This window comes from Methylotenera sp. (genome assembly GCF_029946165.1).
Lineage (GTDB): Bacteria > Pseudomonadota > Gammaproteobacteria > Burkholderiales > Methylophilaceae > Methylotenera.
Genome location: NZ_JAQSDZ010000001.1, coordinates 383,737 through 408,019 on the forward strand (window position 1 = coordinate 383,737; position 24,283 = coordinate 408,019).

General features: G+C 41.4%; 25 protein-coding genes. 11 read left to right on the forward strand and 14 right to left on the reverse strand.

Features of this window, described 5'->3' with window-relative positions; genetic code table 11:
* The 3 genes from pilW to ndk form a co-directional block, all read right to left on the reverse strand.
* Complete coding sequence (gene pilW, locus PSV17_RS01675; protein WP_300478946.1) at positions 1 to 762, reverse strand: type IV pilus biogenesis/stability protein PilW; 762 nt, start codon at positions 760 to 762, stop codon at positions 1 to 3.
* Between the two features lie 8 nt (positions 763 to 770).
* Complete coding sequence (gene rlmN / locus PSV17_RS01680; protein WP_300478948.1) at positions 771 to 1,874, reverse strand: 23S rRNA (adenine(2503)-C(2))-methyltransferase RlmN; 1,104 nt, start codon at positions 1,872 to 1,874, stop codon at positions 771 to 773.
* Positions 1,875 to 2,011: 137 nt separating this feature from the next.
* Entirely contained in the window at positions 2,012 to 2,419 is a 408-nt protein-coding gene (gene ndk / locus PSV17_RS01685; protein ID WP_300478950.1) for a nucleoside-diphosphate kinase, read from the reverse strand.
* Between the two features lie 236 nt (positions 2,420 to 2,655).
* Here ndk and PSV17_RS01690 point away from each other — a divergent pair, with 236 nt between their 5' ends.
* The 7 genes from PSV17_RS01690 to PSV17_RS01720 all read left to right on the forward strand — a co-directional run bounded on the left by PSV17_RS01690 (position 2,656) and on the right by PSV17_RS01720 (position 9,650).
* Positions 2,656 to 3,879: a formylmethanofuran dehydrogenase gene (locus PSV17_RS01690; protein ID WP_300478952.1), complete on the forward strand. Its 1,224-nt coding sequence runs from the start codon at positions 2,656 to 2,658 to the stop codon at positions 3,877 to 3,879.
* A complete protein-coding gene (locus PSV17_RS01695; RefSeq protein WP_300478955.1) occupies positions 3,876 to 5,552 on the forward strand; it encodes a formylmethanofuran dehydrogenase subunit A in 1,677 nt (558 codons plus the stop codon). Before PSV17_RS01690 ends, PSV17_RS01695 begins: the two co-directional genes overlap by 4 nt.
* Positions 5,553 to 5,572: 20 nt before the next feature.
* On the forward strand, positions 5,573 to 6,232 hold the full coding sequence (locus PSV17_RS01700) for a pyridoxamine 5'-phosphate oxidase family protein (RefSeq protein WP_300478958.1): 660 nt from the start codon (positions 5,573 to 5,575) through the stop codon (positions 6,230 to 6,232).
* Between the two features lie 34 nt (positions 6,233 to 6,266).
* Positions 6,267 to 7,175, forward strand: a complete 909-nt coding sequence (gene fhcD / locus PSV17_RS01705) for a formylmethanofuran--tetrahydromethanopterin N-formyltransferase (protein WP_300478960.1) — start codon at positions 6,267 to 6,269, stop codon at positions 7,173 to 7,175.
* Positions 7,172 to 7,975, forward strand: a complete 804-nt coding sequence (locus PSV17_RS01710; protein WP_300478963.1) for a formylmethanofuran dehydrogenase subunit C — start codon at positions 7,172 to 7,174, stop codon at positions 7,973 to 7,975. Before fhcD ends, PSV17_RS01710 begins: the two co-directional genes overlap by 4 nt.
* A 67-nt stretch (positions 7,976 to 8,042) precedes the next feature.
* Positions 8,043 to 8,978, forward strand: a complete 936-nt coding sequence (locus PSV17_RS01715; RefSeq protein WP_300478965.1) for a rhodanese-related sulfurtransferase — start codon at positions 8,043 to 8,045, stop codon at positions 8,976 to 8,978.
* 3 nt (positions 8,979 to 8,981) lie between these two features.
* A complete protein-coding gene (locus PSV17_RS01720) occupies positions 8,982 to 9,650 on the forward strand; it encodes a hypothetical protein (protein WP_300478967.1) in 669 nt (222 codons plus the stop codon).
* A gap of 17 nt (positions 9,651 to 9,667) precedes the next feature.
* Here PSV17_RS01720 and PSV17_RS01725 read toward each other — a convergent pair whose 3' ends face one another.
* Positions 9,668 to 10,918, reverse strand: a complete 1,251-nt coding sequence (locus PSV17_RS01725) for an adenylate/guanylate cyclase domain-containing protein (RefSeq protein WP_300478969.1) — start codon at positions 10,916 to 10,918, stop codon at positions 9,668 to 9,670.
* A gap of 256 nt (positions 10,919 to 11,174) precedes the next feature.
* On the opposite strand from PSV17_RS01725, the gene PSV17_RS01730 reads away from it, so the two are divergent.
* The 3 genes from PSV17_RS01730 (at position 11,175) to PSV17_RS01740 (ending at position 14,099) form a co-directional block, all read left to right on the forward strand.
* Complete coding sequence (locus PSV17_RS01730) at positions 11,175 to 11,777, forward strand: cysteine hydrolase family protein (protein ID WP_300478972.1); 603 nt, start codon at positions 11,175 to 11,177, stop codon at positions 11,775 to 11,777.
* 245 nt (positions 11,778 to 12,022) lie between these two features.
* Complete coding sequence (locus PSV17_RS01735) at positions 12,023 to 13,543, forward strand: aldehyde dehydrogenase family protein (protein WP_300478974.1); 1,521 nt, start codon at positions 12,023 to 12,025, stop codon at positions 13,541 to 13,543.
* Positions 13,544 to 13,676: 133 nt separating this feature from the next.
* Positions 13,677 to 14,099, forward strand: a complete 423-nt coding sequence (locus tag PSV17_RS01740; protein WP_300478976.1) for a DUF779 domain-containing protein — start codon at positions 13,677 to 13,679, stop codon at positions 14,097 to 14,099.
* A 57-nt stretch (positions 14,100 to 14,156) separates the two neighbouring features.
* Here PSV17_RS01740 and cheZ read toward each other — a convergent pair whose 3' ends face one another.
* From cheZ to PSV17_RS01790, 10 genes are all read right to left on the reverse strand, one after another.
* The gene (gene cheZ / locus PSV17_RS01745) at positions 14,157 to 14,825 is read right to left on the reverse strand and encodes a protein phosphatase CheZ (protein WP_300478978.1); all 669 of its coding nucleotides are present in this window, start codon (positions 14,823 to 14,825) and stop codon (positions 14,157 to 14,159) included.
* Positions 14,826 to 14,827: 2 nt separating this feature from the next.
* Positions 14,828 to 15,226, reverse strand: a complete 399-nt coding sequence (gene cheY / locus PSV17_RS01750; protein WP_013147600.1) for a chemotaxis response regulator CheY — start codon at positions 15,224 to 15,226, stop codon at positions 14,828 to 14,830.
* Between the two features lie 182 nt (positions 15,227 to 15,408).
* Positions 15,409 to 16,479, reverse strand: a complete 1,071-nt coding sequence (locus PSV17_RS01755) for a chemotaxis response regulator protein-glutamate methylesterase (RefSeq protein ID WP_300478981.1) — start codon at positions 16,477 to 16,479, stop codon at positions 15,409 to 15,411.
* 43 nt (positions 16,480 to 16,522) lie between these two features.
* Positions 16,523 to 17,131, reverse strand: a complete 609-nt coding sequence (cheD, locus tag PSV17_RS01760; RefSeq protein WP_300478984.1) for a chemoreceptor glutamine deamidase CheD — start codon at positions 17,129 to 17,131, stop codon at positions 16,523 to 16,525.
* Entirely contained in the window at positions 17,128 to 18,021 is an 894-nt protein-coding gene (locus PSV17_RS01765; protein WP_300478987.1) for a CheR family methyltransferase, read from the reverse strand. The genes cheD and PSV17_RS01765 overlap by 4 nt, the downstream gene beginning before the upstream one ends.
* Positions 18,022 to 18,125: 104 nt before the next feature.
* The gene (gene fae / locus PSV17_RS01770; RefSeq protein ID WP_300478989.1) at positions 18,126 to 18,815 is read right to left on the reverse strand and encodes a formaldehyde-activating enzyme; all 690 of its coding nucleotides are present in this window, start codon (positions 18,813 to 18,815) and stop codon (positions 18,126 to 18,128) included.
* 423 nt (positions 18,816 to 19,238) lie between these two features.
* Complete coding sequence (locus tag PSV17_RS01775; protein ID WP_300478991.1) at positions 19,239 to 20,459, reverse strand: argininosuccinate synthase; 1,221 nt, start codon at positions 20,457 to 20,459, stop codon at positions 19,239 to 19,241.
* A gap of 12 nt (positions 20,460 to 20,471) precedes the next feature.
* Positions 20,472 to 20,780, reverse strand: coding sequence for a hypothetical protein (locus PSV17_RS01780; protein ID WP_300478994.1), 309 nt, complete (start codon positions 20,778 to 20,780; stop codon positions 20,472 to 20,474).
* Positions 20,781 to 21,701: an ornithine carbamoyltransferase gene (gene argF, locus PSV17_RS01785; protein ID WP_300478997.1), complete on the reverse strand. Its 921-nt coding sequence runs from the start codon at positions 21,699 to 21,701 to the stop codon at positions 20,781 to 20,783.
* A 60-nt stretch (positions 21,702 to 21,761) separates the two neighbouring features.
* Positions 21,762 to 22,943 carry an aspartate aminotransferase family protein gene (locus tag PSV17_RS01790; protein ID WP_300479000.1) on the reverse strand — a complete coding sequence of 394 codons (1,182 nt, stop codon included), beginning with the start codon at positions 22,941 to 22,943 and terminating at the stop codon, positions 21,762 to 21,764.
* A gap of 229 nt (positions 22,944 to 23,172) precedes the next feature.
* On the opposite strand from PSV17_RS01790, the gene PSV17_RS01795 reads away from it, so the two are divergent.
* Positions 23,173 to 24,276: an aromatic ring-hydroxylating dioxygenase subunit alpha gene (locus PSV17_RS01795; protein WP_300479003.1), complete on the forward strand. Its 1,104-nt coding sequence runs from the start codon at positions 23,173 to 23,175 to the stop codon at positions 24,274 to 24,276.
* Positions 24,277 to 24,283 lie beyond the last annotated feature (7 nt).

Below are 24,283 nucleotides of genomic sequence, written 5' to 3' on the forward strand. Positions count from 1 at the left end.
TTATTTTCCACTCTCTAATAACTTAGCTTGCATAGAATTTGGATACTGGCGTCTTAATTGTAAAGCGTAACTAGCTTCAGCATCCTTGCCACCAACAATGCGCTCAATCTGAATGCCCAACCACAACACTTCCGGTCCTGGTCTGCTTAACATCACAGTTTGTAAAGTTTTCTTTGCCGCAATTGCATCATTACGTTTAAATTGTAATGAGGCTAGTTGGTAGGCCGCCACTTGCGAAAGTGGCTCAATTTGCAAAGCTTGTTGTAGATAATTCTCTGCGCTTACTAGATTATTTTTACGCACAGAGCAAATAGCTGCATTGGTATAAGCCATAGCAGGCGTGGCATAGAGCGGGTTTTTAAGCGCCGCTAAAAACTGTGCAATGGATTCATCCACTCTATTTCTAGCACATAAAAAACTACCATAATTATTATGCGCTTCGGAATTCAATGGCTCTAACTGAATTGCCTTTTTAAAATTCGCATCAGCTACATCATCTTTGCCAAGTTCGGCGTTCACTAAACCTAACCCATTGTAAGCTGGAGCAAAAGTAGGATCAATTTTAATAGCAACATTGAATTCTTCTAAAGCAATTTCTAATTGTTTTTGCTGAAAATAAACTGAACCCAAATCAGCATGAGCGCGTGCGCGAGATTTTGTATTTTCAGTGTCTTTATCTTGCTGTTGCTGATTGGCACACCCAGCACCAAACAAACCAATCGCCAATAACGTAAACAATAATTTTAAAACACCTAATTTCATCTCTGGCCTCATTCAGCAATTACAATTGGAATTCTATTTGCCGTACGTTTAGTTTTATCTAATACCTTACCCGCCAGCTGACCACATGCGGCATCAATATCCTCACCACGCGTTTTGCGTACCGTCACCACATAACCTGCTTGCATGAGAATATCGCGAAACACTCGAATATGGCTAGCTTTAGATGTATCGTAGCCACTGTTCGGAAACGGATTAAATGGGATTAAATTGAATTTGCATGATACGTTTCTTACTAAATCCAGTAACTGATGCGCATGTTCAACCGTATCATTCACGCCATCCAGCATCACATATTCAAACGTAACGAAATCGCGCGGCGCTTTTTCTAAATAACGATTACACGCAGCCATTAACTCTTTAAGCGGATATTTTTTATTGATAGGCACAATCACATCGCGTAGCGCATCGTTAGGTGCATGCAAGGAAACGGCTAATGCCACAGGACAATCTTCTTTTAACCTATCCATCGCTGGCACCATGCCGCTGGTTGACAGCGTCACGCGGCGGCGGCTTAAGCCATAGGCATTATCATCCAACATAATTTGCATGGCAGTGACTACGTTATCGTAGTTTGCTAGCGGCTCGCCCATGCCCATCATTACTACATTACTAATGATACGATCATTTGCAGAAAGCAAATCGTATCCACTTTCTTGTCTCAGCGACTGGTTAGCAATGGCTAGCTGGCCAATAATCTCTGAAACACTTAAATTTCGGTTAAATCCTTGACGGCCTGTACTACAAAATGTGCATTCCAACGCGCAACCAACTTGGCTTGAAATACACAAAGTACCGCGATCATCCTCAGGGATAAACACGGTTTCAATGCTATTAGCAGTGTCAGCACCAATCAACCACTTACGCGTACCGTCATTAGATACTTGCTCTAACTGCACCGTTGGTAAAGTAATTTCGGCTTCTAAAACCAACTTCTCGCGTAATACTTTGGCAATATCAGTCATCTGCTCAAAATCATGCACACCAAAATGATGCATCCAACGCATTAACTGCTTGGCACGAAAAGGCTTTTCGCCTTGTTCCGCGAACCATTGCGCCAGCTGTGGCTGATTGAAATTGAGCAAGTTGACCAAAATTGTTTTACCTTTACATCAAATAATTCAAGCTTCTAAATTAGGCAAGGCGTGAATAAAAAATAATGACGCGGCATACATGAAGTATGTAAGGAATTATTTTTTATTCGCAACGCAGCATAATGACGAAGATTGAATTATTTACCGAAGAAATAGGCGATTTCGATTGCAGCATTCTCTGCTGAATCTGAACCGTGTACCGCGTTAGCATCAATGCTTTCAGCGAAATCAGCACGAATCGTACCGGCAGCCGCTTCTTTTGGGTTAGTAGCGCCCATTAAATCACGGTTAACTTGAACAGCATTTTCGCCTTCAAGCGCTTGAATCATCACTGGGCCTGAAATCATGAATTTTACTAAATCAGCAAAGAATGGACGCGCAGCGTGAACAGCATAAAAGCCTTCAGCCTCAGCTTGAGTCAATTGCGCCATTTTGGCTTCAACAACTTTTAAACCTGCGTTTTCAAAACGCGTAAGTATTTTACCGATTACATTTTTTGCCACTGCATCAGGTTTGATGATAGAAAGCGTACGTTGAACAGCCATAACAACTCCATTAAATTAACTTATTGAAAAGAACGATAAAATACCATTTTTAGCGATTTTAATAAACCATCATTTTAATCATTCGAACATACAAATCCTTAAAAATTGCAAATACTTTGGAAATCGCATACTAATGCAATGCAGGACATGACAATCCCTCAACTTTAAAAACAAATCTGCATTTACCTGCTTAATTGTTGTTTCAATTTTGTAACAATGTGGCAAAATGATAACTAATGAAACCATCAATCAATACAACGTTACCAATAATGTTTTGCTGCCCCGCCTGTGGTTTGCTCTGCGATGATTTGGAATTAAATTCAACATCTCCTCTAAGCATCAAAAATGCTTGCGTTAAAGGGGTTAGCTTTTTCGAGAAAGCTTTTGCTGAAAGCAGTTCTAAACCTAGCGTGGCTGGAAAATCTACCGATTTAAACACTGCGACTCAAGCGGCGGCTGACATTCTACGCAAGGCAAAGCATCCTTTATTTGCAGGCTTAGGCACTGAGGTGCAAGGCATGCGCTCAATGATGCGCTTGGCAGAGAAAGCTAGCGCCACACTAGATCATATGCATTCCGAAGGCACTGTGCGGAACACTTTGGCGATGCAAAATAGTGGCTGGCAAACAACAACGCTGACTGAAGTCAAAAATCGTGCCGATGTAATTTTGGCGATTGGTACTGATATTGTAAGTAGCTGCCCGCGTTTTTTTGAGAAATTAGTTTTGAATACTGACACTTTATTCAACAAACCTAAACCTGAAATCATGTATTTAGGCCTTGCTGAAGAATCTGTTAAATTACCGGAAATCATGAACGCACTGAATGCGCTCATGAATGCCAAGAATCCTCTGAATAAAAAAGCTGATAATGACTTAATTGGCGGCGTAACAATCGCGTCACTTAAACAAATTTTAGAAAAATTAAAAGCTGCAAAATATGGCGTAGTGGTTTGGTCGGCAAGCTCCTTAAAGTTTCCGCAGGCGGAACTCACCGTTCAAAGCATAACTCAACTTATTTCTAAATTAAATGAAACGAATCGTGTTGCGGGTTTACCACTTAACTCTGGTGATGGCGACTCTAGCGTCAATCACACGAGTACTTGGTTATCAGGCTACCCCACTAGAAATCGCTTCGTGAATGGTCATGCTGAGTATGACGCTTATCACTTTTCTACAAAACAACAATTAAACAGTAGCGATGCATTATTATGGGTGAGCACGTTCAATGCGCATCAGCCACCGGCTTGCGATGCACCAATCATTGTTATAGGTCATCCTGATATGCAGTTTGAAAAGCAGCCAGATGTGTTTATTCCAGCAGGTATTCCGGGCGCTCACCACACAGGCACGATGTTTAGAATGGATAGCTCCGTGGCTATGCCGCTTAAAAAATTACGCAATAGTGAGCTTCCTAGTTTAAGTGACGTCATCAGCCAAATCGAGGCGAAACTAGCATGATTACACTTCTTAAAAACGGCAGAATTTATGACCCAACCTCGGGTAAAGATGGTGTGGTTCAAGATATTTATATCAAAAATGGTCGCATTATTGCCAAACCTAGCTCTACTGAAAAAATCACACAAACTTACGACTTAACTGGCAAAGTAGTGATGGCGGGCGCAATTGATATGCATAGCCATATTGGTGGCGGCAAAGTCAATATTGCTCGAATGATGCTGCCAGAGTATCAAGAAACTAAAAAATACACCGAGCCTGAAGCGCATGTTTGTTCGCCGAGTTGTAGCCATAATGCTACGCCTAGCGCAACCGATACGGGTTTCCGTTATATAGAAATGGGTTACACAGCGGCTTTTGAACCAGCGCTCATGCCTGTGAATGCACGCCAAACTCATCTAGAAATGGCCGATACGCCAATGATAGATAAAGGCGGTTATGCCATGCTAGGTAATGATGATTACTTTTTGCGCATGCTCACGGCAAAAAAAGATCAAAAAGCCATTAATGACTATGTGGCATGGATACTCAATGCTACGCAATCAATCGGCATTAAAGTGGTGAACCCAGGCGGCATTAACGCATTCAAGTTCAATCAACGCAGATTAGATTTAGACGAAAACAATAGCCACTACCAAGTTACCCCACGTGAAATATTAAAAAGCCTAAGCACCGCTGTGCATCAGCTTGGCATTGCCAAACCTTTGCATGTACATTGCAATAATTTAGGAGCAGCAGGTAACTTTCAAACTACGCTAGATACCATGAGCGCATCTGATGGCTTGCCTATGCATCTCACGCATATACAGTTTCACAGCTATGGCACAGAAGGCGATAAAAAGTTTTCATCCGCCGCTGCGCAAATCTCCGAAGCCTTGAATAAAAACAAACATATTACTGCCGATGTTGGTCAGATTCTATTTGGCCAAACGGTCACCGCATCAGGTGATAATATGATGCAGCAGTTGAATGCAAAACATGCCAATCCAAAAAAATCCGTCATTATGGATATTGAATGTGATGCAGGTTGTGGCGTGGTGCCGTTTAGATACAAAGACCAAAACTACGTCAACGCTTTGCAATGGGCAATTGGACTAGAAATATTTTTATCGGTTGAAGACCCTTGGCGCATTTTCTTAACCACTGACCATCCAAACGGCGCACCATTTACCAGTTATCCACATTTGATTCGTTTATTAATGGATAAAACCTTTAGGAACGAAGCCTTTGCCAAACTGAATTTAGACGCACAAGCCATGAGCAACTTAACTTCGCTGGATCGCGAATACAGCTTATACGACATTGCCATTATGACGCGTGCAGGTGCAGCCAACCTCATTGGTTTAAACGACCGCGGACATTTAGGCGTTGGTGCAGGTGCAGATATTACGATTTACACAGATCAAGCCGACCGTGAAGCGATGTTCGCTAAACCTGATTATGTATTCAAAGATGGTGAGTTAGTCGTAAAAGACGGCAAAGTGGCTAAAGTCGTTTGGGGTGCAACACATACCGCCAAACCGGCTTTCGACATTGCCGTAGAAAAAGATTTAAAAGATTATTTTGATAAGTATCACACCATGCAATTGGATAGTTTTAAGATGAATGATGATGAAATAACGAATGATGGACGTGGTAGCATTATTGTCCATGAAAATAAAAAAGCCTCTCACTAATTTTAAAACGAGAAACCAAAATGAGTAGACTGTACGGAGAACAACATCGCAAACTGCAAGATGAGTTTGGCACACGAGGCATGGCTGACCGTGTAGAAGAGCTGGTTTGCAGAACTGAGTTTGATGATGGTGCTAAAGGCTTTATCTCTAGCGTCAATATGTTCTTTTTATCTACAATCGACCATCAAGGTCGCCCAACCACATCATACAAAGGTGGCGATGCAGGCTTAGTAAAAGTGCTTGATGATACGACTTTGATATTCCCAAGTTACGATGGTAACGGCATGTTTTTCTCGATGGGAAATATCACTACCAACCAAAATGTCGGCTTACTATTTATTTCTTTTGAAACGCCTAATCGCCTGCGCGTGCAAGGCACTGCAAGTATTTCAAAAGACCCTGTTTTAATGGCACATTACAAAGAAGCAGATTTTGTTGTTACTGTAAAACTGTCTGAATTTTGGCAGAACTGTCCAAGATATATTCCAAAAATGGAAATCGTGCGCGACTCACGTTATGTCCCACGCGAGCATTGCGAAACACCATTAGCAGGCTGGAAACAACTAGATTTAGTACAAGATATTTTGCCTGAATCCGATGCTAAAAAAGCCAAAGAAATTGGCATTATTCCCATTGAAGAATGGGTGGGTAAAATTATTTCAGGCGCGCCTGATGCTTAACCAATTAGACGCTTAATTATTTAATAGATAACTCATGATTATTAACGGTGTACAAATAGATGAAACCTTTGCTGAAGCATTTAATATGCGCGGCACGCGCGTTATCATTACGGCTCAAAATCTAAAATGGGCATATCACGCCGCAAATGCCATGACAGGCTTTGCAACCTCAGTGATTGGTTGCGGGGTAGAAGCTGGTATTGAACGTGAAATGACCGAAGAAGAAACGCCAGATGGCAGACCAGGCGTGAGCATTTTGATGTTTGCCATGGGCAGCAAAGTATTAATGCAGCAGCTTGAAACCCGTATGGGACAATGTATACTCACCTGCCCTACTGCTGCGGCGTTTTCTGGCATCGATAGCGATGAAAAAATTAATCTAGGTAAAAACTTACGCTTTTTTGGCGATGGTTTCCAAACATCTAAGTTGATTTCAGCCAAACGCTACTGGCGCGTGCCAGTGATGGATGGCGAATTTTTATGCGAAGAAACTACTGGCATGGTGCGCGCAATTGGCGGCGGCAACTTCTTGATTTTAGCCACATCACAGCCAGCAGCGCTTGCCGCGGCAGAAGCCGCCATCACTGCAATGAAAAAAATCCCTAACGTGATTATGCCTTTCCCTGGCGGCGTTGTTCGCTCAGGCTCTAAAGTGGGTAGCAAATATAAAACCATGTTTGCCTCCACCAACGATGCATTCTGCCCAACACTAAAAGGTGCAACTAATACAGAATTATCGCCCGAAATCGAAAGCGTGATGGAAATAGTGATTGATGGCATTGGTTTTGATGACATTGCAGAGTCCATGCGCGTTGGCATACAAGCCATTTGCGATTTAGGTGAAACAAGCGGCGTGAAACGTATATCAGCAGGTAATTACGGTGGGAAACTAGGCCCTCATCATTTTAAATTGCACGAAATTATGGGTGGCAACTCCTTATGACCCAACTTACCTTCACACTTAAACAGCCATTAACGCACTCACTTGACTGTTCTCAGTTAACGCCTGACCTATTAAAAGGTTTAAACATTAACCAAATAGGGGCAATCGCATTACATGGTCAACGCGTTTCTGATTTATTTGAGATGAGTGGCGATGATACTGAAAACATTGTATTCAAAAATAGCAGTCAGTTTTTTGATAATGTCGGCAAAAACATGACCTTAGGAAGTATCACTTTAGAAGGTGATGCTGGCGCCTATTTAGGCTTTGGTTTAAAAAATGGCACCATCCATTGCACAGGCAATGCGCAAGCTTTTGCTGCATGCAATATGGTTAGCGGCTTACTCAAAATTGACGGTAACACAGGTGACTTTCTTGGTGGCGCTTCTTCAGGCTTACGCAAAGGTATGCGCGGCGGCACTGTCATTATTAAAGGCAATGCTGGCGACCGCGTGGGCGACCAAATGCGTCGCGGCTTAATTCTCATTGAAGGCAATGTCGGCGACTACTGTGCCAGCCGTATGATTGCGGGCACCATTGGGATACTTGGCAACGTTGGAGAATATGCCTGCTTTAACATGAAGCGCGGCACATTATTACTGACCAAACTGCCAAAATTGCATGCAACTATACAAGACTGCGGCAGCCATACTTTGCCATTTTTAAACCTAATGTTTAAATCTTTCAAACCATTCAACACACAATTTTCTAATATTGAAACAAAGCGCGTACAGCGCTTTGTAGGTGACGCAGCCTGTAGTGGCAATGGTGAGATTTTATTAGTTTCTCACTCGTCTTAATGCACATTTAAATAATTTTACGGTCTGATGATAAAATACCGTTTTATTACAGTTCATTATCAAAAAAATGTCTAAGTATTTAACCGCCGCGCTTTATAAGTTTGTCAGTTTACCCAATTACAAATCTTTGCAAGCGCCAATTCTAGAAGCCTGTATCAGCAACAACATAAAAGGTACGCTACTTCTTGCTGAAGAAGGCATTAATGGCACGATTGCTGGCTTGCCACAAGACATACACAACTTGCTGGATTTTTTGCGTTCAGATGCAATATTTGACAATCGCTTTGCCGATTTAGAGCACAAAGAATCATTTGCTAGCGAACATCCGTTTTACCGTATGAAGGTTAAACTCAAAAAGGAAATTGTTACGCTTGGTGTGCCTGGCGTTAGTCCAACGAAGAAAGTTGGCACTTACGTTAAACCTGAAGATTGGAATGCGCTGATTTCCGACCCAGATGTGATTCTGATTGATACACGCAACGATTACGAGGTTGATATCGGTACGTTCAAAGGTGCAATTGACCCTAAAACCACGACTTTCCGTGAATTCCCAGAATACGTTACTGAACATTTTGACAAAACCAAACATAAAAAAGTCGCTATGTTTTGTACAGGCGGTATTCGTTGCGAAAAAGCCTCTTCATATATGATAGATCAAGGTTTTGAAGAGGTTTTTCACCTGCAAGGTGGCATTCTAAAATACCTAGAAACCGTGCCAGAAGCTGAAAGTATGTGGGAAGGCGAATGCTTTGTTTTTGACCAACGTGTAGCCGTTAAGCACAATTTGGAAGTCGGTGAGTTTGACCAATGTTACGCTTGCCGCCATCCACTATCACCTGCCGAAATGCAAAGTACTCAATACACGGCTGGCATCTCTTGCCCTTATTGTTACGACAAGTTAACTGAAGAAAAAAAAGCAAGTTTAACTGAGCGACAAAAACAAGTGATTCTCGCCAAACAACGAGGCCAAATGCATATAGGTGAAAAGCAGAAAAATAACTAAGAAATGAACAAATCTCATGAGAAAGAAGCCATCCGCGCATATTTAAAGCTTTTACAGGCTAAGGGTGCAACTACCAATGTGCTGTATAAGCACTCTTTATTTTTAGACCAACTGGCTGAATCGCTTGCTGGTAAATCTCTTGAATCGGTAATCTACAGCAAGGTGGTGGATAACGTGTTGAAAGCAACGCCTGAAGAAGATTGGCATACCAATCTTAATACCGCTCGTGAATTTTATCCATTTTGGATGAATGACATTAAGGCGATTGCTGCCTTTAATTTAAACTATGGTTTTGATGTTTCCGGAATTCAATGGAAACCACTCACAACCTCATTAAAAATATTGATCGATAGTTTGAACTCAGAAAGTTTTGATACTGCTGAAAGTTGGCCGTTAAAAGCTTATACGCAAGCCATGCGCGATCAGGGTGCAGATAAATCACTGGTAGATACACGTATCAAACTTGCTAAAGTGATGGTAATTCGCTTACGTGATGCGCCAATAAAGAACCATAAATCTTATCGTACCGCGGCTGATTTAACTTTACCGCTTTTTAAGATGGTAGAAGCTAAACAATTGTTTTTATTGGTAGTAAGGGAGTTTTATAATTTTTGGACTGGCAACCCAAATGCAGCCAACATGTTACTGAATGATGAGTCTACGTATAATTAACGCTGCTTAAGCAAAGATTAATTGGACTTTCGCGCAAGTAGTACATAAGTTTCTACCAATCCCTTGCCTTTCACATCTACAGTCATCTGTTCTGAAAATTCATAAGCGTCTTTTAACAACGCTTGTGTTTCACGCGTTACTTGTATGCAGTTAGTTTTACAAGTACTTTCCATTCTGCTGGCCAAATTGACGGTATCACCCCATAAATCATAACTAAATTTCGTGCTGCCAATCACCCCTGCAACCACTGGGCCAGTATGAACTCCAATGCGCATATTCAAATCGATGCCTGTTTTAACTGCTACTTCCTGTAGCGCAACCTTCATGTCAAATGCCATTTCTGCAATCCGATTCACATGATCTGTATGCATGATAGGCGCGCCAGAAATAACCATATATGCATCGCCGATCGTCTTAATTTTTTCGACTTGATATTTTTCTGCCAACTGGTCAAATTTTAGAAATACTTGTGATAACAAGTCAATTAATTGCAAAGCCGGCATTTTTTCTGAAATCTGCGTGAAGTTAACTAAATCAGCGAACATGACGGTCACAGATTCATAATGGTCAGCAATGCGCATATCATTAGCTTTTAGACGCTCAGCAATAGCAACCGGAAGAATATTGAGCAGTAGTTTTTCTGACCGTGCTTGCTCTAACTCTAATGAAATCATAGCGCGCTCTTTTTGAGCCTGAAAATAACGCAGAACCCCATACAAGATTGAAGCCGTACCAGTAATATTCATCAGAAAAAATGCATCTTTTAACGTGGTCGGAATTGGCATAGCGTTGCCCGCGAAATAATGATTTAGCTTCCACGAAATAAAAGCTAACCCTATAAATAATAAAAACCAAGGGGTGGATTGGCGCGTACCCAAAATCATTAAAGCGCCTACTGGTGACAATATCGCCCATATTGCCACACCACTGGAAGCAGCAAAGCCACCAATTGCCCATTGCATGACAAAAGGCATAACTAACAGCATGACCAATTGTGTAAACGTAAAGTATTCGAAGCGCTTGAGTCGATAGAATAAGAACAGGCTAACGTATGAGATAACAAGGTAAAAATACGGCACTGCTGCAATAATAGCGTAACCTTCACCTAGGCTTGATAAGGTAAATATCCAGAAAATACAAACAATACTCTCTGCAATCACCAATAACGACATAATCGATCGGCCCAGTGATTCAGGCGTAGGCGTGGAAAATCTGCGCCAAAACTCTCGCGTTAATACAGATGGGGCAGCAACTAAAATATCCGTCATATTTGGAGGTGTTTTTCTATTTTTAACTAGAGTATACCAATATACTGCAGCTCAAGTACTATAGCTTAAGATGAAGTCTTTTTCTAGACTAGCGTATCAATACTGCGAGATTTCCGTAGCTTAGCGGTCAACACCAAATTCCAAGTTAAATTATGGTGGCCTTCATAACCGCACATAGAATTATGCACAATTGGGCACTTTTAGCATTTCTGCAAGTCATTTAACCAATGAATCTACTTTCCTAATGGAGTCTATTATGGTCACAGCGTCACAAACTTTACGCGATATTAATAACATGGAAAATCAACCGGCCGACCTAAAAGTTTCAGCTCTGATTTTAATTGACATTCAAAACACCTATCGACGTGGGTTAATGCAACTTACAAATGTAGAGCCCGCTATTCTTGAAGCACAAAAATTATTAAAAATCGCACGCGAGCTTAAAATACCAGTCATACATATTCAACATGATGCTGGGGTAGGTTCCCCTTACGACATTTCCGCTGATATTGGGGCAATAGCTTCTGAAGTTGCACCAATAGCTGGGGAAAAAGTGATTGTTAAAAACTACCCTAATGCATTTATCCACACCACTTTAGATGCCGAGCTTAAATCTCTTGGCATTAAAAATATCGTATTGGCTGGTTTCATGACACATATGTGTGTGAACTCAACTGCGCACGGTGCATTTAATTTAGGTTACGCATCAACAATTGTTGCCAGTGCGACTGCAACCCGACCACTAGTTAGTACAAATGGCAAAGTATTAACTGCTGAAGAAGTACATCTTGGCGCACTTGCCTCATCACGAGACTTATATGCTGTGGTAGTAGATGATATTAATGGATTAAGAAAATAACTTCATTAATATAATTTATATAATATATAAGACATATAAAAATGTTTACCAATTAGTAACATTTAGCTTGATTTGCTAGCCTCTAAGGTTTATTGTTTAGTTCGCACTGATCTTTCAAACCCTTTATTTACAAGGGTTCTTCGTGGATTAAGTTAACTTTTAGACATAATAAAAATAGCAACCAAGCAATGCGGTTTTTCAGATAGAAATACTATATTAACTACAGCAAAACTAGAGGAGTCGGCATGAGTTTAGATTTATTAAAAGGTATGGGCGTTACAATCCCTTATAAAGCAAAGTACGATAATTACATTGGCGGCAAATGGGTAGCACCTGTAAAAGGTCAATATTTTGACGTCATTACGCCTATTACTGGGAAAAACTACACACAAGTTGCACGCTCTAGCGCTGAAGATATTGAGCTGGCTTTAGATGCTGCACACGCAGCAGCAGACGCATGGGGTACAAAATCGACGACTGAACGCTCAAACATTTTACTCAAAATTGCTGATCGCATAGAAGCCAATCTTGAATTAATTGCCACTGCTGAAACTATTGACAATGGCAAACCAATTCGCGAAACAATGAATGCTGACATTCCATTAACTGCTGATCATTTCCGCTATTTTGCTGGTGCAATTCGTGCGCAAGAGGGTGGCATTAGTGAAGTGGACAACGACACGGTTGCTTATCACTTTCATGAACCATTAGGCGTTGTAGGTCAAATTATTCCATGGAATTTCCCGATTCTAATGGCGGCCTGGAAGCTGGCTCCAGCTTTAGCTGCAGGTAATTGTATTATATTAAAACCAGCGGAATTTACACCCGTCAGTATTTTAATCTTGATGGAAGTGATTGGCGATTTATTACCTCCAGGCACTGTAAACATTGTGAATGGTTATGGTCGTGAAGTTGGTGCGCCATTAGCCAATAGCAAACGTATTGCCAAGATTGGCTTTACTGGCTCTACCGCTACAGGCCGTGCAATTGCAACCGCTGCAGCGAGTAACTTAATCCCTGCAACATTAGAGTTAGGTGGCAAATCACCTAATATCTTCTTTGCCGATATTATGGATGAAGATGATGCGTTCTTTGATAAAGCCATTGAAGGTTTGGTATTGTTCGCCTTTAACCAAGGTGAAGTTTGTACATGCCCTTCACGCGCAATCATTCAAGAATCCATTTACGATAAATTTATTGCACGCGTGCTTGAACGTGTAAAAGCCATTAAACAAGGTAGTCCATTAGATTCAAGTACTATGCTTGGCGCACAAGCATCAGAAGACCAAATGAACAAAATCATGAATTACATTGATATTGGCAAACAAGAAGGTGCTGAAGTACTCATTGGTGGTAACCGCAATGTATTAAAAGGTGATTTAGAAGGTGGCTATTACATTGAGCCAACTTTACTTAAAGGTCACAACAAAATGCGCGTGTTCCAAGAGGAAATTTTTGGCCCAGTGTTAGCAGTTACTACCTTTAAAGATGAAGCAGAAGCGTTAGCGATTGCTAACGATACAATCTTCGGTCTGGGTGCTGGTGTGTGGACTCGCAATGGTACTGTTGCTTATAGAATGGGCCGTGGTATTAAAGCTGGTCGTGTCTGGACAAATTGCTACCACGCCTACCCTGCACATGCAGCATTTGGCGGTTACAAAGAGTCTGGTATTGGTCGTGAAAACCATAAAATGATGCTGGACCATTACCAACAAACTAAGTGCTTATTAGTGAGCTACAATCCTAATAAATTAGGATTCTTTTAGTAAACTATTCAAACAGACTAATAGTCTACTAGTTTAATCGCTAGTAATTTCAGTACAATAAAGGGCGAGTTTACTCGCCCTTTATTTTTTGCTAACTGAGGAAATGGTCAATTAAGATTTGGAGCTTTAAAATATGGATACACAAACTGCGGAACGTCCAGCAACTGTGAATGAAGCCGAGAAAAACAGTCGCGTTTCAGCCACACCAAGTGCGTTAGCACTGATTCATAGACTCACAGCTGAGTTTGGCCCAATCGCATTTCTACAATCGGGCGGATGTTGCGAAGGAAGTGGTCCAATTTGTATGCCAGTTAACGAGTTTAACCCTAGTGCATCAGATGTTATTTTGGGGGAATGGCAAGACGCAACATTTTATATGGGCAATAGTCATTTTACTTTTGCGGAAAATATGCATACGATTTTGGATGCGACGCCTAATTCTAGTGGATCATTTTCACTAGACTGCGGCACAGGTTTCGCCTTTATTACCAGTGGTCGATTGTATTCTGAAGAGGAACTAGCTAGTTTGCCGCCCGTCAAAAGAGTTGGGCTTTAATAAAGAATCTTTAGCCTTGATAAGTAAGGCTAAACAGACTCCTTATTAATCACTCAATTAAAATCCTAAGCTATCTAATAAATCGTCGACCTGCTCTTGGCTTGCCACAACATCTACTGCGGTAGGATCAATCTGCGGACCATTCAATAATGTTGCTTTGTCATCGACCTCTTTTTTAGCCGTCGTTGGTGAAAAATCTATGAGCACTTGGACTAACTGTTTTTCTAAATCTTGAGCTAGCCCTGTGATTTTCTTGATGACTTGGCCTGTCAAATCTTGAAAATCCTGAGCCATCATAATATCCATCAACAAAGCTTTAGTTTCAGCGGTATTTTTAGCTGTCAACGTCAGAAATTCGAGGGTTTCATCCGCGATTTCATTATATTCGCTTTTTAATGAAGGCTTTGCTAATAAGGCTTTCAAGTGTTGCTCTAACGTTAATGCCCCGCTTGCTAATTCAGCTTGTAGCGGCGTAGCTAAATCAGTGGCATTTAAAACACGCTCTGCGGCTTGTTCAGTCATGCGAGATACATAAGCTAAGCGGTCACGAGCATCTGGAATGTCTTGTGCGACTTGCTCAAGAATTTTCTCTAGACCCAAACCTTGCAAACTGTCATGCAACAATCTAGTCACATGGCCAATTCGATTAAGCATCTCGTCACTTTGGTTAGCAACTGGCATGGATTCAACATGCGTTGCTTGCTGCTGTAAAGACTCGCTGTTCATCACTAAGCCCCTGCTTTTTCAAGCTTCTCAAATATTTTAGATAACTTCTCATCCAATGTTGCTGCTGTAAAGGGTTTAACCACATAGCCATTGGCACCCGCCTGTGCGGCCGCAATAATGTTTTCTTTTTTAGCTTCTGCAGTCACCATTAACACTGGCAAATGTTTCAATTCAGGGTCTGCTCTAATCTGTTGCAACATGGTCAAGCCATCCATGTTTGGCATATTCCAATCCGATACCACAAACTCGAATCCACCACCTTTAAGCTTACTAAGCCCGACAGCTCCGTCTTCAGCTTCATCTACATTGGTATAACCAAGTTCTTTCAATAAATTTCTAACGATCCTGCGCATGGTTGAAAAATCATCCACCACAAGAAACTTTGTATTTAGGTTGGCCATGCATTACTCCATTAAAAATAGTCGTTCATAGAATTCGAAATCAGCCTCAAATTCATAAATGACTTATTCTGATTCTATTTTTCATTCATTATTACTTACTTTAACTTAAGTTTTATTCAAGAATAGCGGCATTAAACTGACCTTTATCCTCATAACTTATTACATCAGCTCATTTTTTCACATTACACACGTAACGCGCGTGAGCTATTAGCAATAAGATAATTGAGCACTAATTTGGGTAAATCATTCAAATGTGCTACTTCATCTACACCGCCATACGCAACTGCTTCTTTAGGCATGCCATATACTACACAGCTTTCTTCATTTTGAGCATAGTTGTAGGCGCCAGCTGCTTTCATTTTTGCCATACCCGCCGCACCATCTTTCCCCATGCCAGTTAAGATCACGCCAATCACGTTCTTACCTGCAAATTCTGCTGCTGAGTCGAATAAGACATCGACTGAAGGCTTATGTCGGTTGACTGGCGCTTCATCACTTAGCTGCGTGACATAATTGGCGCCACTTCTAGCCAATAACAAGTGTTTATCACCAGGTGCAATATAGGCGTGACCCGGCAAAATACGCTCACCGCCTGCCGCTTCTTGAACCGAAATCTGGCATAGTGAATCTAGGCGATTTGCGAATGATTTAGTAAAGCCAGCAGGCATATGCTGTGTAATTAGAATGCCAGGGCAGTCTGATGGCATTTGCAAAAGGAATGATTTAATAGCCTCGGTTCCACCTGTAGAGGCGCCTATAATCAAAAGCTTCTCGCTACTGATTAATGGATTACGCAAGGGCGCAGGCGCGGTTCCACTAGTTTGACTTGTGGCATGTCGTTGCAAAGTCGCGACCCTTGCTTGAGATGCCGCACGAATCTTGTCCGCAATAATTTCGGTATATTCGAGCATGCCTTCAGTAATTGACATTTTAGGCTTAGTCACGAAATCTATTGCGCCAAGCTCAAGTGCGCGCATGGTGATTTCTGAACCACGTTCAGTTAATGTAGACACCATAACTACGGGCATTGGACGCAGACGCATTAATTTCTCTAAAAAGTCTAAGCCATCCATCTTTGGCATTTCTACATCCAAAGTAAGGACATCGGGATTTAACTGTTTAATCATTTCACGCGCAATTATTGGATCAGGTGCGGCGCCCACGACTATCATGTCCCGCTGACTATTGATAATCTCAGTTAATAGACTACGAATTAATGCTGAGTCATCAATAACAAGAACTCTAATTTTCATATTTTTTTCTCTTTTTTCTGAGAGTTTTTATTTAATTGAATTATCAAAATAAATCAATTTCACCGCCTACATCAGCCACTTTCAGCTTGCTTGCGTAAGCCTCTTCACGTTGGACTAAAGTATCGTTATGCATATTTTTAAGCTTTTTGACTAGCACTCTGCCAGTTTTTGGAAAGTAATAAACTTTTCTTGGATAAATATCTAATAAGTCTTCGCTAATCACTCGAATACGTTCTTCTTTTAAAAATTTACGCACGAAGATTGCGTTGCGGTCACCCACATTCATAGTGGTGAAGCTTTTTAGAACATTTCCTCCGCCAAAAATCTTCGCTTCTAAGTTCTCTCTACGCGCGCCATTACGCAACAATTGATTAATCAACACCTCCATAGCGTAGGTGCCATAGCGCATAGACTCTGACACGGGGCTGTCTTTATCGGCTGCAGCGCTATCAGGCAGCATAAAGTGATTCATGCCGCCAATACCAGTGACGCTGTCTCTTATGCAGGCTGAGACACACGATCCCAATACTGTGACAATCACCATGTCTTGGTCAGTATAGTAATACTCACCGGGAGATATTTTCGCGGCGTTACAGTCAAAAGTACGATCGAAATAGAGTGTGGTAGAAACCTCCTCTTGAAGCATACTCATACAATTCTTTCTTTTGCCTGATTTGGAGTACGTTTAATTGTTTTCGCATCGCTTAATTCATACACAGTCTTTCCACGCAGATGGAAATCGTTAGATACGTAAAGAAAGTTCTCTGAATGCCCTGCAAACAAGATTGCGTGTGGCTTCATCAATGGTACGAAATGACTCAAAATTTTGGTTTGTGTAGGTTTATCAAAATAAATCATCACATTTCTGCAAAAAATGGCATCAAATGGCTCACCTAAAGTCCATTGTTCATCTAGCAAATTCAATTGCTCGAAAGTAATCAAACTACGTAGTTCATTGCGCACGCGCACTGAACCCTCTTGCGCGCCTGTACCTTTTTGAAAAAACTGTTTGCGACGTTCGTCCGACAGTTTGCTTACTCGCTCGTATGGATAAACGCCACGTGAAGCAGTAGCAAGCACATTAGTATCAATATCCGTTGCAATAATCTCTACAGGCGGCTTCATAGTGCCAAATGCTTCGCATGCTGTCATTGCAATGGTATAAGGTTCTTCGCCTGTAGAAGCAGCAGAGCACCAGATTCGGATTGGCTTTTTAAGGCTAACTAAATGTTCAGCCAGTATGGGGAAGTGATGTTCTTCACGAAAAAATGAAGTGAGGTTTGTTGTGAGTGCATTAGTGAAAGCTTCCCATTCTTCTGGGTTGTTTTCATTTTCAAGATTATCAAGATATGTTTTAAATGAATCAAAACCAACTGTGCGCAATCTACGACCTATACGGCTATAAACCATGTCTGACTTAGCTTCTGAAAGTGAGATGCCTGCATGCTGATAAATGAGTTTGCGAACTCGACTAAAATCATTATTAGTAAAGTCAAATTCTCGATCATTCTGCACGTCTGTAGTCGATTTCTCTTTAAACATCAAAGACTTTCGTTAAAGTTGGAGCAAACCTAACCGCTGTATAGCAAGTGACAATCACTTGCTATACATTGAGCAGGGGTTGTTAATGGCTAACTTACAACTACTTAAGTAGATGACTTACGGTCACGCATCTCATTTAGCGCAACATCAGCGATATCAACTTCAGGTTCTTTGGCAATATTTGGATTACGATTTTTCATTTGCTCAATTGCTTTTGTGCTTAAAGCATCAGCCGCACGTCTATTGCGCTCTTCTTTACTTTTTGCAGCAAATGGATGAGATGTGTCTTGATAAATTTTTAATAATTCAGCGGCTTTTGGTTCACGGTTTACGGCATTCTTAATCGCCATTTTGGTCGCTTCATAATTCCAATCCTGAATGCGATCGTCCATGTCAGCAGATTGGTCAATAAATACACCAATACAGATAAACACATCATCAGCTTCTTCTACTGGAATCGTGCCATCAGCTACGCAATCCATCACCGCCATTGAAATGCCACGTTGAGCTGGGCCAAACATTTGTAAAGATTGTTTAGTGTTTCTTAATGTAACTTTGTTAAACATAACAGTGTTTGGTTTCACCATAAGATTTGGCGCAACAATAGCTAATAAGCCGTTTACGCCTTCTTTTTGGTCGGTTAATGTGCGACAGAAAGCATCTTCTGCTGGGCTACCACGTGGGCCAATAATCAAATCAATATGTGCTACATTTTTAAGATCTAAACCACTACCATCTGGACGATCTTCAATCACTAACGCTTCACCAATTAAAACACGATCAATTACAGCCATTTTTATTCTCCTGAATATAAAATTATTACTGCTCAAATACGGCATCGCAGAAAGGCGTTGCCAATTACTTCTCTAAATTAAGCTACTGCATTATTGCAATATGCCCAAATTCGTTATATCTAGTTAATCAAATAAATTGAGATGATTACATCCTCCATTATGACGATATGTTAATGAATCGTATCTTTGGAATAAACAGGTAAAAACCGTTTAAATCTAATGCCTCTCATAAGAACACTTTAAGTAAGTTCAACTAAACCAAATAATGAAAAACTAACCATATCTAAGAATGGCAAACCATCTCATCGAAAGCCTGATTTTTATCTAGCTCATTGGTGACAATATTTGTAAAGTTAGCCATCTAAAATAGGTTTAAACTTTAGCGTGATGGTATTAAAAAAGGGCATATTCTGCCCCTTTCAACTACTGTCTATTTTTAAGATTAGCTGCTATCCGTAACCTTAGTGCATTCAGCTTAATAAAGCCGCCCGCATCTTTTTGGTCATATGCGCCTTTGTCATCCTCAAAGGTAGCAATTGTAGAATCAAACAATGAGTTAGTTTTACTATCACGTCCAACGACAATCACATTGCCTTTGTAAAGTTTAATGCGTACCCAACCATTCACGGTACTTTGTGTGTGATCAATTAAGGTTTGCAGTGCAACGCGCTCTGGACTCCACCAATAGCCGTTGTAAATCATGCTGGCGTAGCGCGGCATTAAATCATCTTTTAAGTGCGCAACTTCACGGTCTAAGGTAATGCTTTCAATCGCACGGTGCGCTTTAAGCATGATGGTGCCGCCTGGCGTTTCATAACAACCACGTGATTTCATGCCCACGTAGCGATTTTCCACTAAATCTAAACGACCGATACCGTGTTTGCCGCCAATGGTATTAAGATGCGCCAAAAGCTCGTGCGCCTTCATTGCTTGACCATTCAAGCTAACAGGGTCGCCATTCACATATTCAATATCTAGGTATTCCGCAGCATCTGGCGCTTTTTCAGGGCTAACACTCCAACGCCACATTGACTCTTCAGCTTCTGCCGCAGGATTTTCTAAATGACGACCTTCGTATGAAATATGTAGCAAGTTAGCATCCATAGAATATGGGCTGCCACCTTGTTTATGTTTCATATCGACTGGAATGCCATGTTTTTCGGCATACGCCATCAATTTTTCACGGCTAAGTAAATCCCACTCGCGCCAAGGAGCGATAATTTGAATGTTTGGATTAAGCGCATATGCACCTAATTCAAAACGCACTTGGTCATTACCTTTACCTGTTGCGCCATGTGAAATAGCATCAGCATTGGTTTCACGGGCAATTTCAATCAAGCGCTTTGCAATTAACGGACGTGCAATTGACGTACCTAATAAATACTCACCTTCATACACGGTATTAGCGCGGAACATTGGGAACACAAAATCACGCACGAACTCTTCGCGCACATCATCGATGTAAATTTCTTTTACGCCTGCTGATTTAGCTTTTGCACGTGCTGGCTCTAACTCTTCACCTTGACCTAAATCAGCGGTAAATGTAACGACTTCACATTGATACTCATCTTGCAGCCACTTCAAAATCACTGAAGTGTCCAAACCGCCCGAATATGCCAATACAACTTTGTTTACTTTACTCATTACTTCTAATCCTTAATCCGTAAATAATTCCAACGCCACTAAAAAGCTCAAACTTACCATCATTACCATGCCAAATATAAAAAATCTATCCGCATAAAGTTCGGCCTTCACTAACTGGTTTTTATGTCTAATTGACCAATAGGACAACATCATGCTGACTAAAAAGAACAGACTATCAATGGCTAATAAATCATCTGCCCAAGATGAAATGTTTTTTTTAGGCGCTAGCTGTATAACAGAAATAACCGTCATACAAACACCAATCATGGTCGCTGATGCTGGCAATATATGGCTTGAAAGGCTAATTTCCTTTTTATCCATCTATGCACTTTCTCGACCTAATAGCAAATACTCCATTAATGCTTTTTGTACATGCAGGCGATTCTCGGCTTCTTCCCAAACTACCGATTGCGTGCCATCAATCACATCAGCAGCCACTTCTTCACCCCGATGCGCTGGCAAACAGTGCATAAACAACGCATCTTTTGCAGCAATACGCATCATGTCGCCATCGACTTGCCAATCAGCAAAGTCACGTAAACGCTCTTCATTTTCAGCTTCAAAACCCATGCTTGTCCACACGTCTGTGGTCACTAAGTCAGCACCTTTTGCAGCCTCCATTGGGTCAGCAAACTCTTCATAATGATCATTCCCATACAAATTAGCACGTTCAGCTTCAACTTCGTAACCTGGGGGCGTAGAAACGTGGACGTTGAAATCCAGCACTTCGGCAGCCTGCAACCACGTATTACACACATTGTTGCTATCACCAATCCAAGCCACTGTTTTACCTTGAATCGAACCGCGGTGTTCTATGAAAGTGAAGATGTCAGCCAAAATTTGGCATGGATGATACTCGTTGGTTAAACCGTTAATCACTGGCACGCGAGAATTAGCCGCAAAACGCTCGATAATTTCTTGCTCAAATGTACGAATCATCACGATGTCACTCATACGCGAAATCACTTGTGCAGCATCTTCTACAGGTTCACCGCGGCCTAATTGCGAATCGCGCGTATTGAGATAAATCGCAGAGCCGCCGAGTTGATGCATGCCGGCTTCAAACGACAAACGCGTACGTGTGCTGGCTTTTTCAAAAATCATCACCAATGTACGGTCTTGCAAAGGCCAGTATTGCTGATAAGTTTTGAACTGTTTTTTAATCACATGAGCGCGTTCGAAAACATACTCGAGCTCATCACGATTTAAGTCATTGAATTGTAAAAAATGTTTTATTGCCATAATGGGTTACCGCAGTGGTTTTTACTCTAAATTCTATTGTACTTATAACTGTTTAAACTTCTAACTATTTAAAAAAGCTTTAATGAGGGCCGATAGTCGTTGCACCAACTCATTTGCTTCAGCTTCGTTCATGACCAATGGCGGCAACAAACGCACCACTTTATCAGCGGTCACGTTAATCAGCATTTTCTCTGCCAAGGCGATGCTTACCAACTCGCCACATGGCCTGTCTAGCTCAATGCCAATCATCATGCCAGCATTACGCACAACAACCACACCTTTAGTCTCTTTAAATTCAGCATTAAAACCTTCACGAATCAAATTGCCGATTTTTTCTGCATTATCCAGCAAACCCTCTTCTTCGATTATATTCAAAGTCGCTAAGCCAGCGGCAGTGGCTAATGGGTTGCCGCCAAAAGTTGATCCGTGTTTACCATAAGTGAACACTTCTGCCGCTTTACCGCTAGCCACACACGCACCAATCGGCACACCTGAACCTAGACCTTTTGCAAGGCTCATCACATCAGGTTTGATATTTGTGTGCTGGAACGCAAACCAAGTGCCAGTGCGGGCAATGCCTGTTTGCACTTCATCTAGCATTAACAGCCATCCATGCGCATCACAAATTGCCCGTAATTGTTCTAAATAGCCACTTGCATCTTTAGGAATATTAATACCGCCCTCGCCTTGCACTGGTTCTACTAAAATGGCGACTACATTAGAGTGGCGAGAAGCTACCTGTTTAACCGCCTCAATATCATCATAAGGCACACGCACGAAGCCACTCACTAGCGGCTCAAAACCTGCTTGCACTTTGCGATTACCCGTCGCAGAAAGGGTTGCCATCGTGCGGCCATGGAATGATTTATCCATCACGATAATTTCAGGATTAACAATCCCTTTGTTATGCCCGTAAAATCGGGCTAACTTAATGCTGGCTTCATTGGCTTCACAGCCAGAGTTGCAGAAGAATACTTTATCCATGCCTGAAATTTCACAAAGCTTGTCAGCTAAAGCTTCTTGCTCGGCAATGTGATAATTATTTGACACATGAATGAGCTTGCTCGCTTGCTCGCTAATCGCTTTTACCAATTTAGGATGCGAATGACCCAAGCCATTAACCGCAACGCCAGCAAGCGCATCTAAATATTTATCTCCTTTATCATCGTACAACCAAATGCCATCACCCTTAACAAAGGTAACTGGCTGACGTGAATAAGTATTCATTAAGTGATTTGGCATAAAGGCTTACTGTAATTTGAAAATATGTAGTTAAAAATACTGGAATTAAATTTTATTCTTTAACCCAGCGAGATTAGCCGAAAACCTCGTTATTGGCAAGTTTTAGCAGATAAAACCACACGATAAAACCCATTTACTCCTACAATTATTTTTTGAAAAAATTGTAAATTTAGGCAAAAATCGCGGGCTTGAAATTCACCTACTAACTTTTACAGCCTTCGAGTGCGCCATGGCTCCGCCAAGTTTAGATACTCAATCATTAACTCAAACCCAGCTACCCGTTGCGTGGTATGTTGACGCTGATATTTACGAACTTGAGCAACAGCTCATCTTCGCTAATGCGCCACAATACTTTGGCCACGAACTCATGGTACCTGATGTAGGAGATTACCATGTGCTTCATTGGACTGGTGAAGCTAAAAGTTTGATACATCAGCAAGGTGAAATTAGTGTCATCAGTAATATATGTCGTCATAGACAAGCCATCATGCTAAAAGGCCACGGCCACACTAAAAACATCGCTTGCCCTTTACACCGCTGGACATATAACCTAGAAGGCCAATTATTAGGCGCACCGCATTTTAAGGAAAATCCTTGCTTGCATTTAGAAAATCAGCCTTTAAAAAATTGGCATGGCCTGCTATTTGATAGTAAACGTGATATTGCCAAAGACCTTGCTAAGCTCGGCTGCAAACAAGATTTTGACTTTACTGGCTTTAAGCTTGACCGGGTGATGGTGGATGAATACAACTTCAACTGGAAAACATTTATTGAAGTGTACCTAGACGATTTTCACGTGGGCCCTTTTCATCCTGGGCTGAATCAATTTGTTGATTGTGGTGCATTGAACTGGGAGTTTGGCGATGAATACAGCGTGCAAACTGTAGCATACAGGCATCCAACTAACGCCATAGACTCAGCGATTTACCAGCAATGGCACAATCAAATATCACAATACCAAGCTGCGGCAACACCCAAATATGGTGCTATTTGGATGGTCTATTATCCGTTTTTGATGATGGAATGGTATCCTAATGTGCTGGTCGTATCGCATATCATTCCTCGTGGTGTAGAGGCTTGTACTAATGTTGTGGAATTTTACTACCCTGAAGATATTGCTTTATTTGAACGCGAATATGTCGCGGCACAACAAGCTGCCTATAATGAAACTGCGGTAGAAGATAATGAAATTTGCCAACGCATGCATGATGGTCGCCGCGCCTTGTTCGCTCAAGGAATTGATGAACGTGGCCCTTATCAACACCCCATGGAAACTGGCCTTGAACATTTTCATATTTGGTATCGCAAACAACTTAAAAAGTATGTCACTTAAACATCTC

What these genes read in the sequence shown, in the direction of transcription:
- PSV17_RS01790 (WP_300479000.1), bottom strand. Translation starts at nt 22,943, where the DNA reads ATGCCAAATCACTTAATGAATACTTATTCACGTCAGCCAGTTACCTTT.
- pilW (WP_300478946.1), bottom strand. Translation starts at nt 762, where the DNA reads ATGAAATTAGGTGTTTTAAAATTATTGTTTACGTTATTGGCGATTGGT.
- fhcD (WP_300478960.1), top strand. Translation starts at nt 6,267, where the DNA reads ATGATTATTAACGGTGTACAAATAGATGAAACCTTTGCTGAAGCATTT.
- PSV17_RS01690 (WP_300478952.1), top strand. Translation starts at nt 2,656, where the DNA reads ATGAAACCATCAATCAATACAACGTTACCAATAATGTTTTGCTGCCCC.
- fae (WP_300478989.1), bottom strand. Translation starts at nt 18,815, where the DNA reads ATGGCTGTAATTGATCGTGTTTTAATTGGTGAAGCGTTAGTGATTGAA.
- cheD (WP_300478984.1), bottom strand. Translation starts at nt 17,131, where the DNA reads ATGAGTATGCTTCAAGAGGAGGTTTCTACCACACTCTATTTCGATCGT.
- PSV17_RS01775 (WP_300478991.1), bottom strand. Translation starts at nt 20,459, where the DNA reads ATGAGTAAAGTAAACAAAGTTGTATTGGCATATTCGGGCGGTTTGGAC.
- PSV17_RS01765 (WP_300478987.1), bottom strand. Translation starts at nt 18,021, where the DNA reads ATGTTTAAAGAGAAATCGACTACAGACGTGCAGAATGATCGAGAATTT.
- PSV17_RS01715 (WP_300478965.1), top strand. Translation starts at nt 8,043, where the DNA reads ATGTCTAAGTATTTAACCGCCGCGCTTTATAAGTTTGTCAGTTTACCC.
- cheY (WP_013147600.1), bottom strand. Translation starts at nt 15,226, where the DNA reads ATGGCCAACCTAAATACAAAGTTTCTTGTGGTGGATGATTTTTCAACC.
- cheZ (WP_300478978.1), bottom strand. Translation starts at nt 14,825, where the DNA reads ATGAACAGCGAGTCTTTACAGCAGCAAGCAACGCATGTTGAATCCATG.
- PSV17_RS01780 (WP_300478994.1), bottom strand. Translation starts at nt 20,780, where the DNA reads ATGGATAAAAAGGAAATTAGCCTTTCAAGCCATATATTGCCAGCATCA.
- PSV17_RS01735 (WP_300478974.1), top strand. Translation starts at nt 12,023, where the DNA reads ATGAGTTTAGATTTATTAAAAGGTATGGGCGTTACAATCCCTTATAAA.
- PSV17_RS01730 (WP_300478972.1), top strand. Translation starts at nt 11,175, where the DNA reads ATGGTCACAGCGTCACAAACTTTACGCGATATTAATAACATGGAAAAT.
- PSV17_RS01710 (WP_300478963.1), top strand. Translation starts at nt 7,172, where the DNA reads ATGACCCAACTTACCTTCACACTTAAACAGCCATTAACGCACTCACTT.
- PSV17_RS01755 (WP_300478981.1), bottom strand. Translation starts at nt 16,479, where the DNA reads ATGAAAATTAGAGTTCTTGTTATTGATGACTCAGCATTAATTCGTAGT.
- PSV17_RS01740 (WP_300478976.1), top strand. Translation starts at nt 13,677, where the DNA reads ATGGATACACAAACTGCGGAACGTCCAGCAACTGTGAATGAAGCCGAG.
- PSV17_RS01795 (WP_300479003.1), top strand. Translation starts at nt 23,173, where the DNA reads ATGGCTCCGCCAAGTTTAGATACTCAATCATTAACTCAAACCCAGCTA.
- PSV17_RS01725 (WP_300478969.1), bottom strand. Translation starts at nt 10,918, where the DNA reads ATGACGGATATTTTAGTTGCTGCCCCATCTGTATTAACGCGAGAGTTT.
- PSV17_RS01695 (WP_300478955.1), top strand. Translation starts at nt 3,876, where the DNA reads ATGATTACACTTCTTAAAAACGGCAGAATTTATGACCCAACCTCGGGT.
- argF (WP_300478997.1), bottom strand. Translation starts at nt 21,701, where the DNA reads ATGGCAATAAAACATTTTTTACAATTCAATGACTTAAATCGTGATGAG.
- PSV17_RS01700 (WP_300478958.1), top strand. Translation starts at nt 5,573, where the DNA reads ATGAGTAGACTGTACGGAGAACAACATCGCAAACTGCAAGATGAGTTT.
- PSV17_RS01720 (WP_300478967.1), top strand. Translation starts at nt 8,982, where the DNA reads ATGAACAAATCTCATGAGAAAGAAGCCATCCGCGCATATTTAAAGCTT.
- ndk (WP_300478950.1), bottom strand. Translation starts at nt 2,419, where the DNA reads ATGGCTGTTCAACGTACGCTTTCTATCATCAAACCTGATGCAGTGGCA.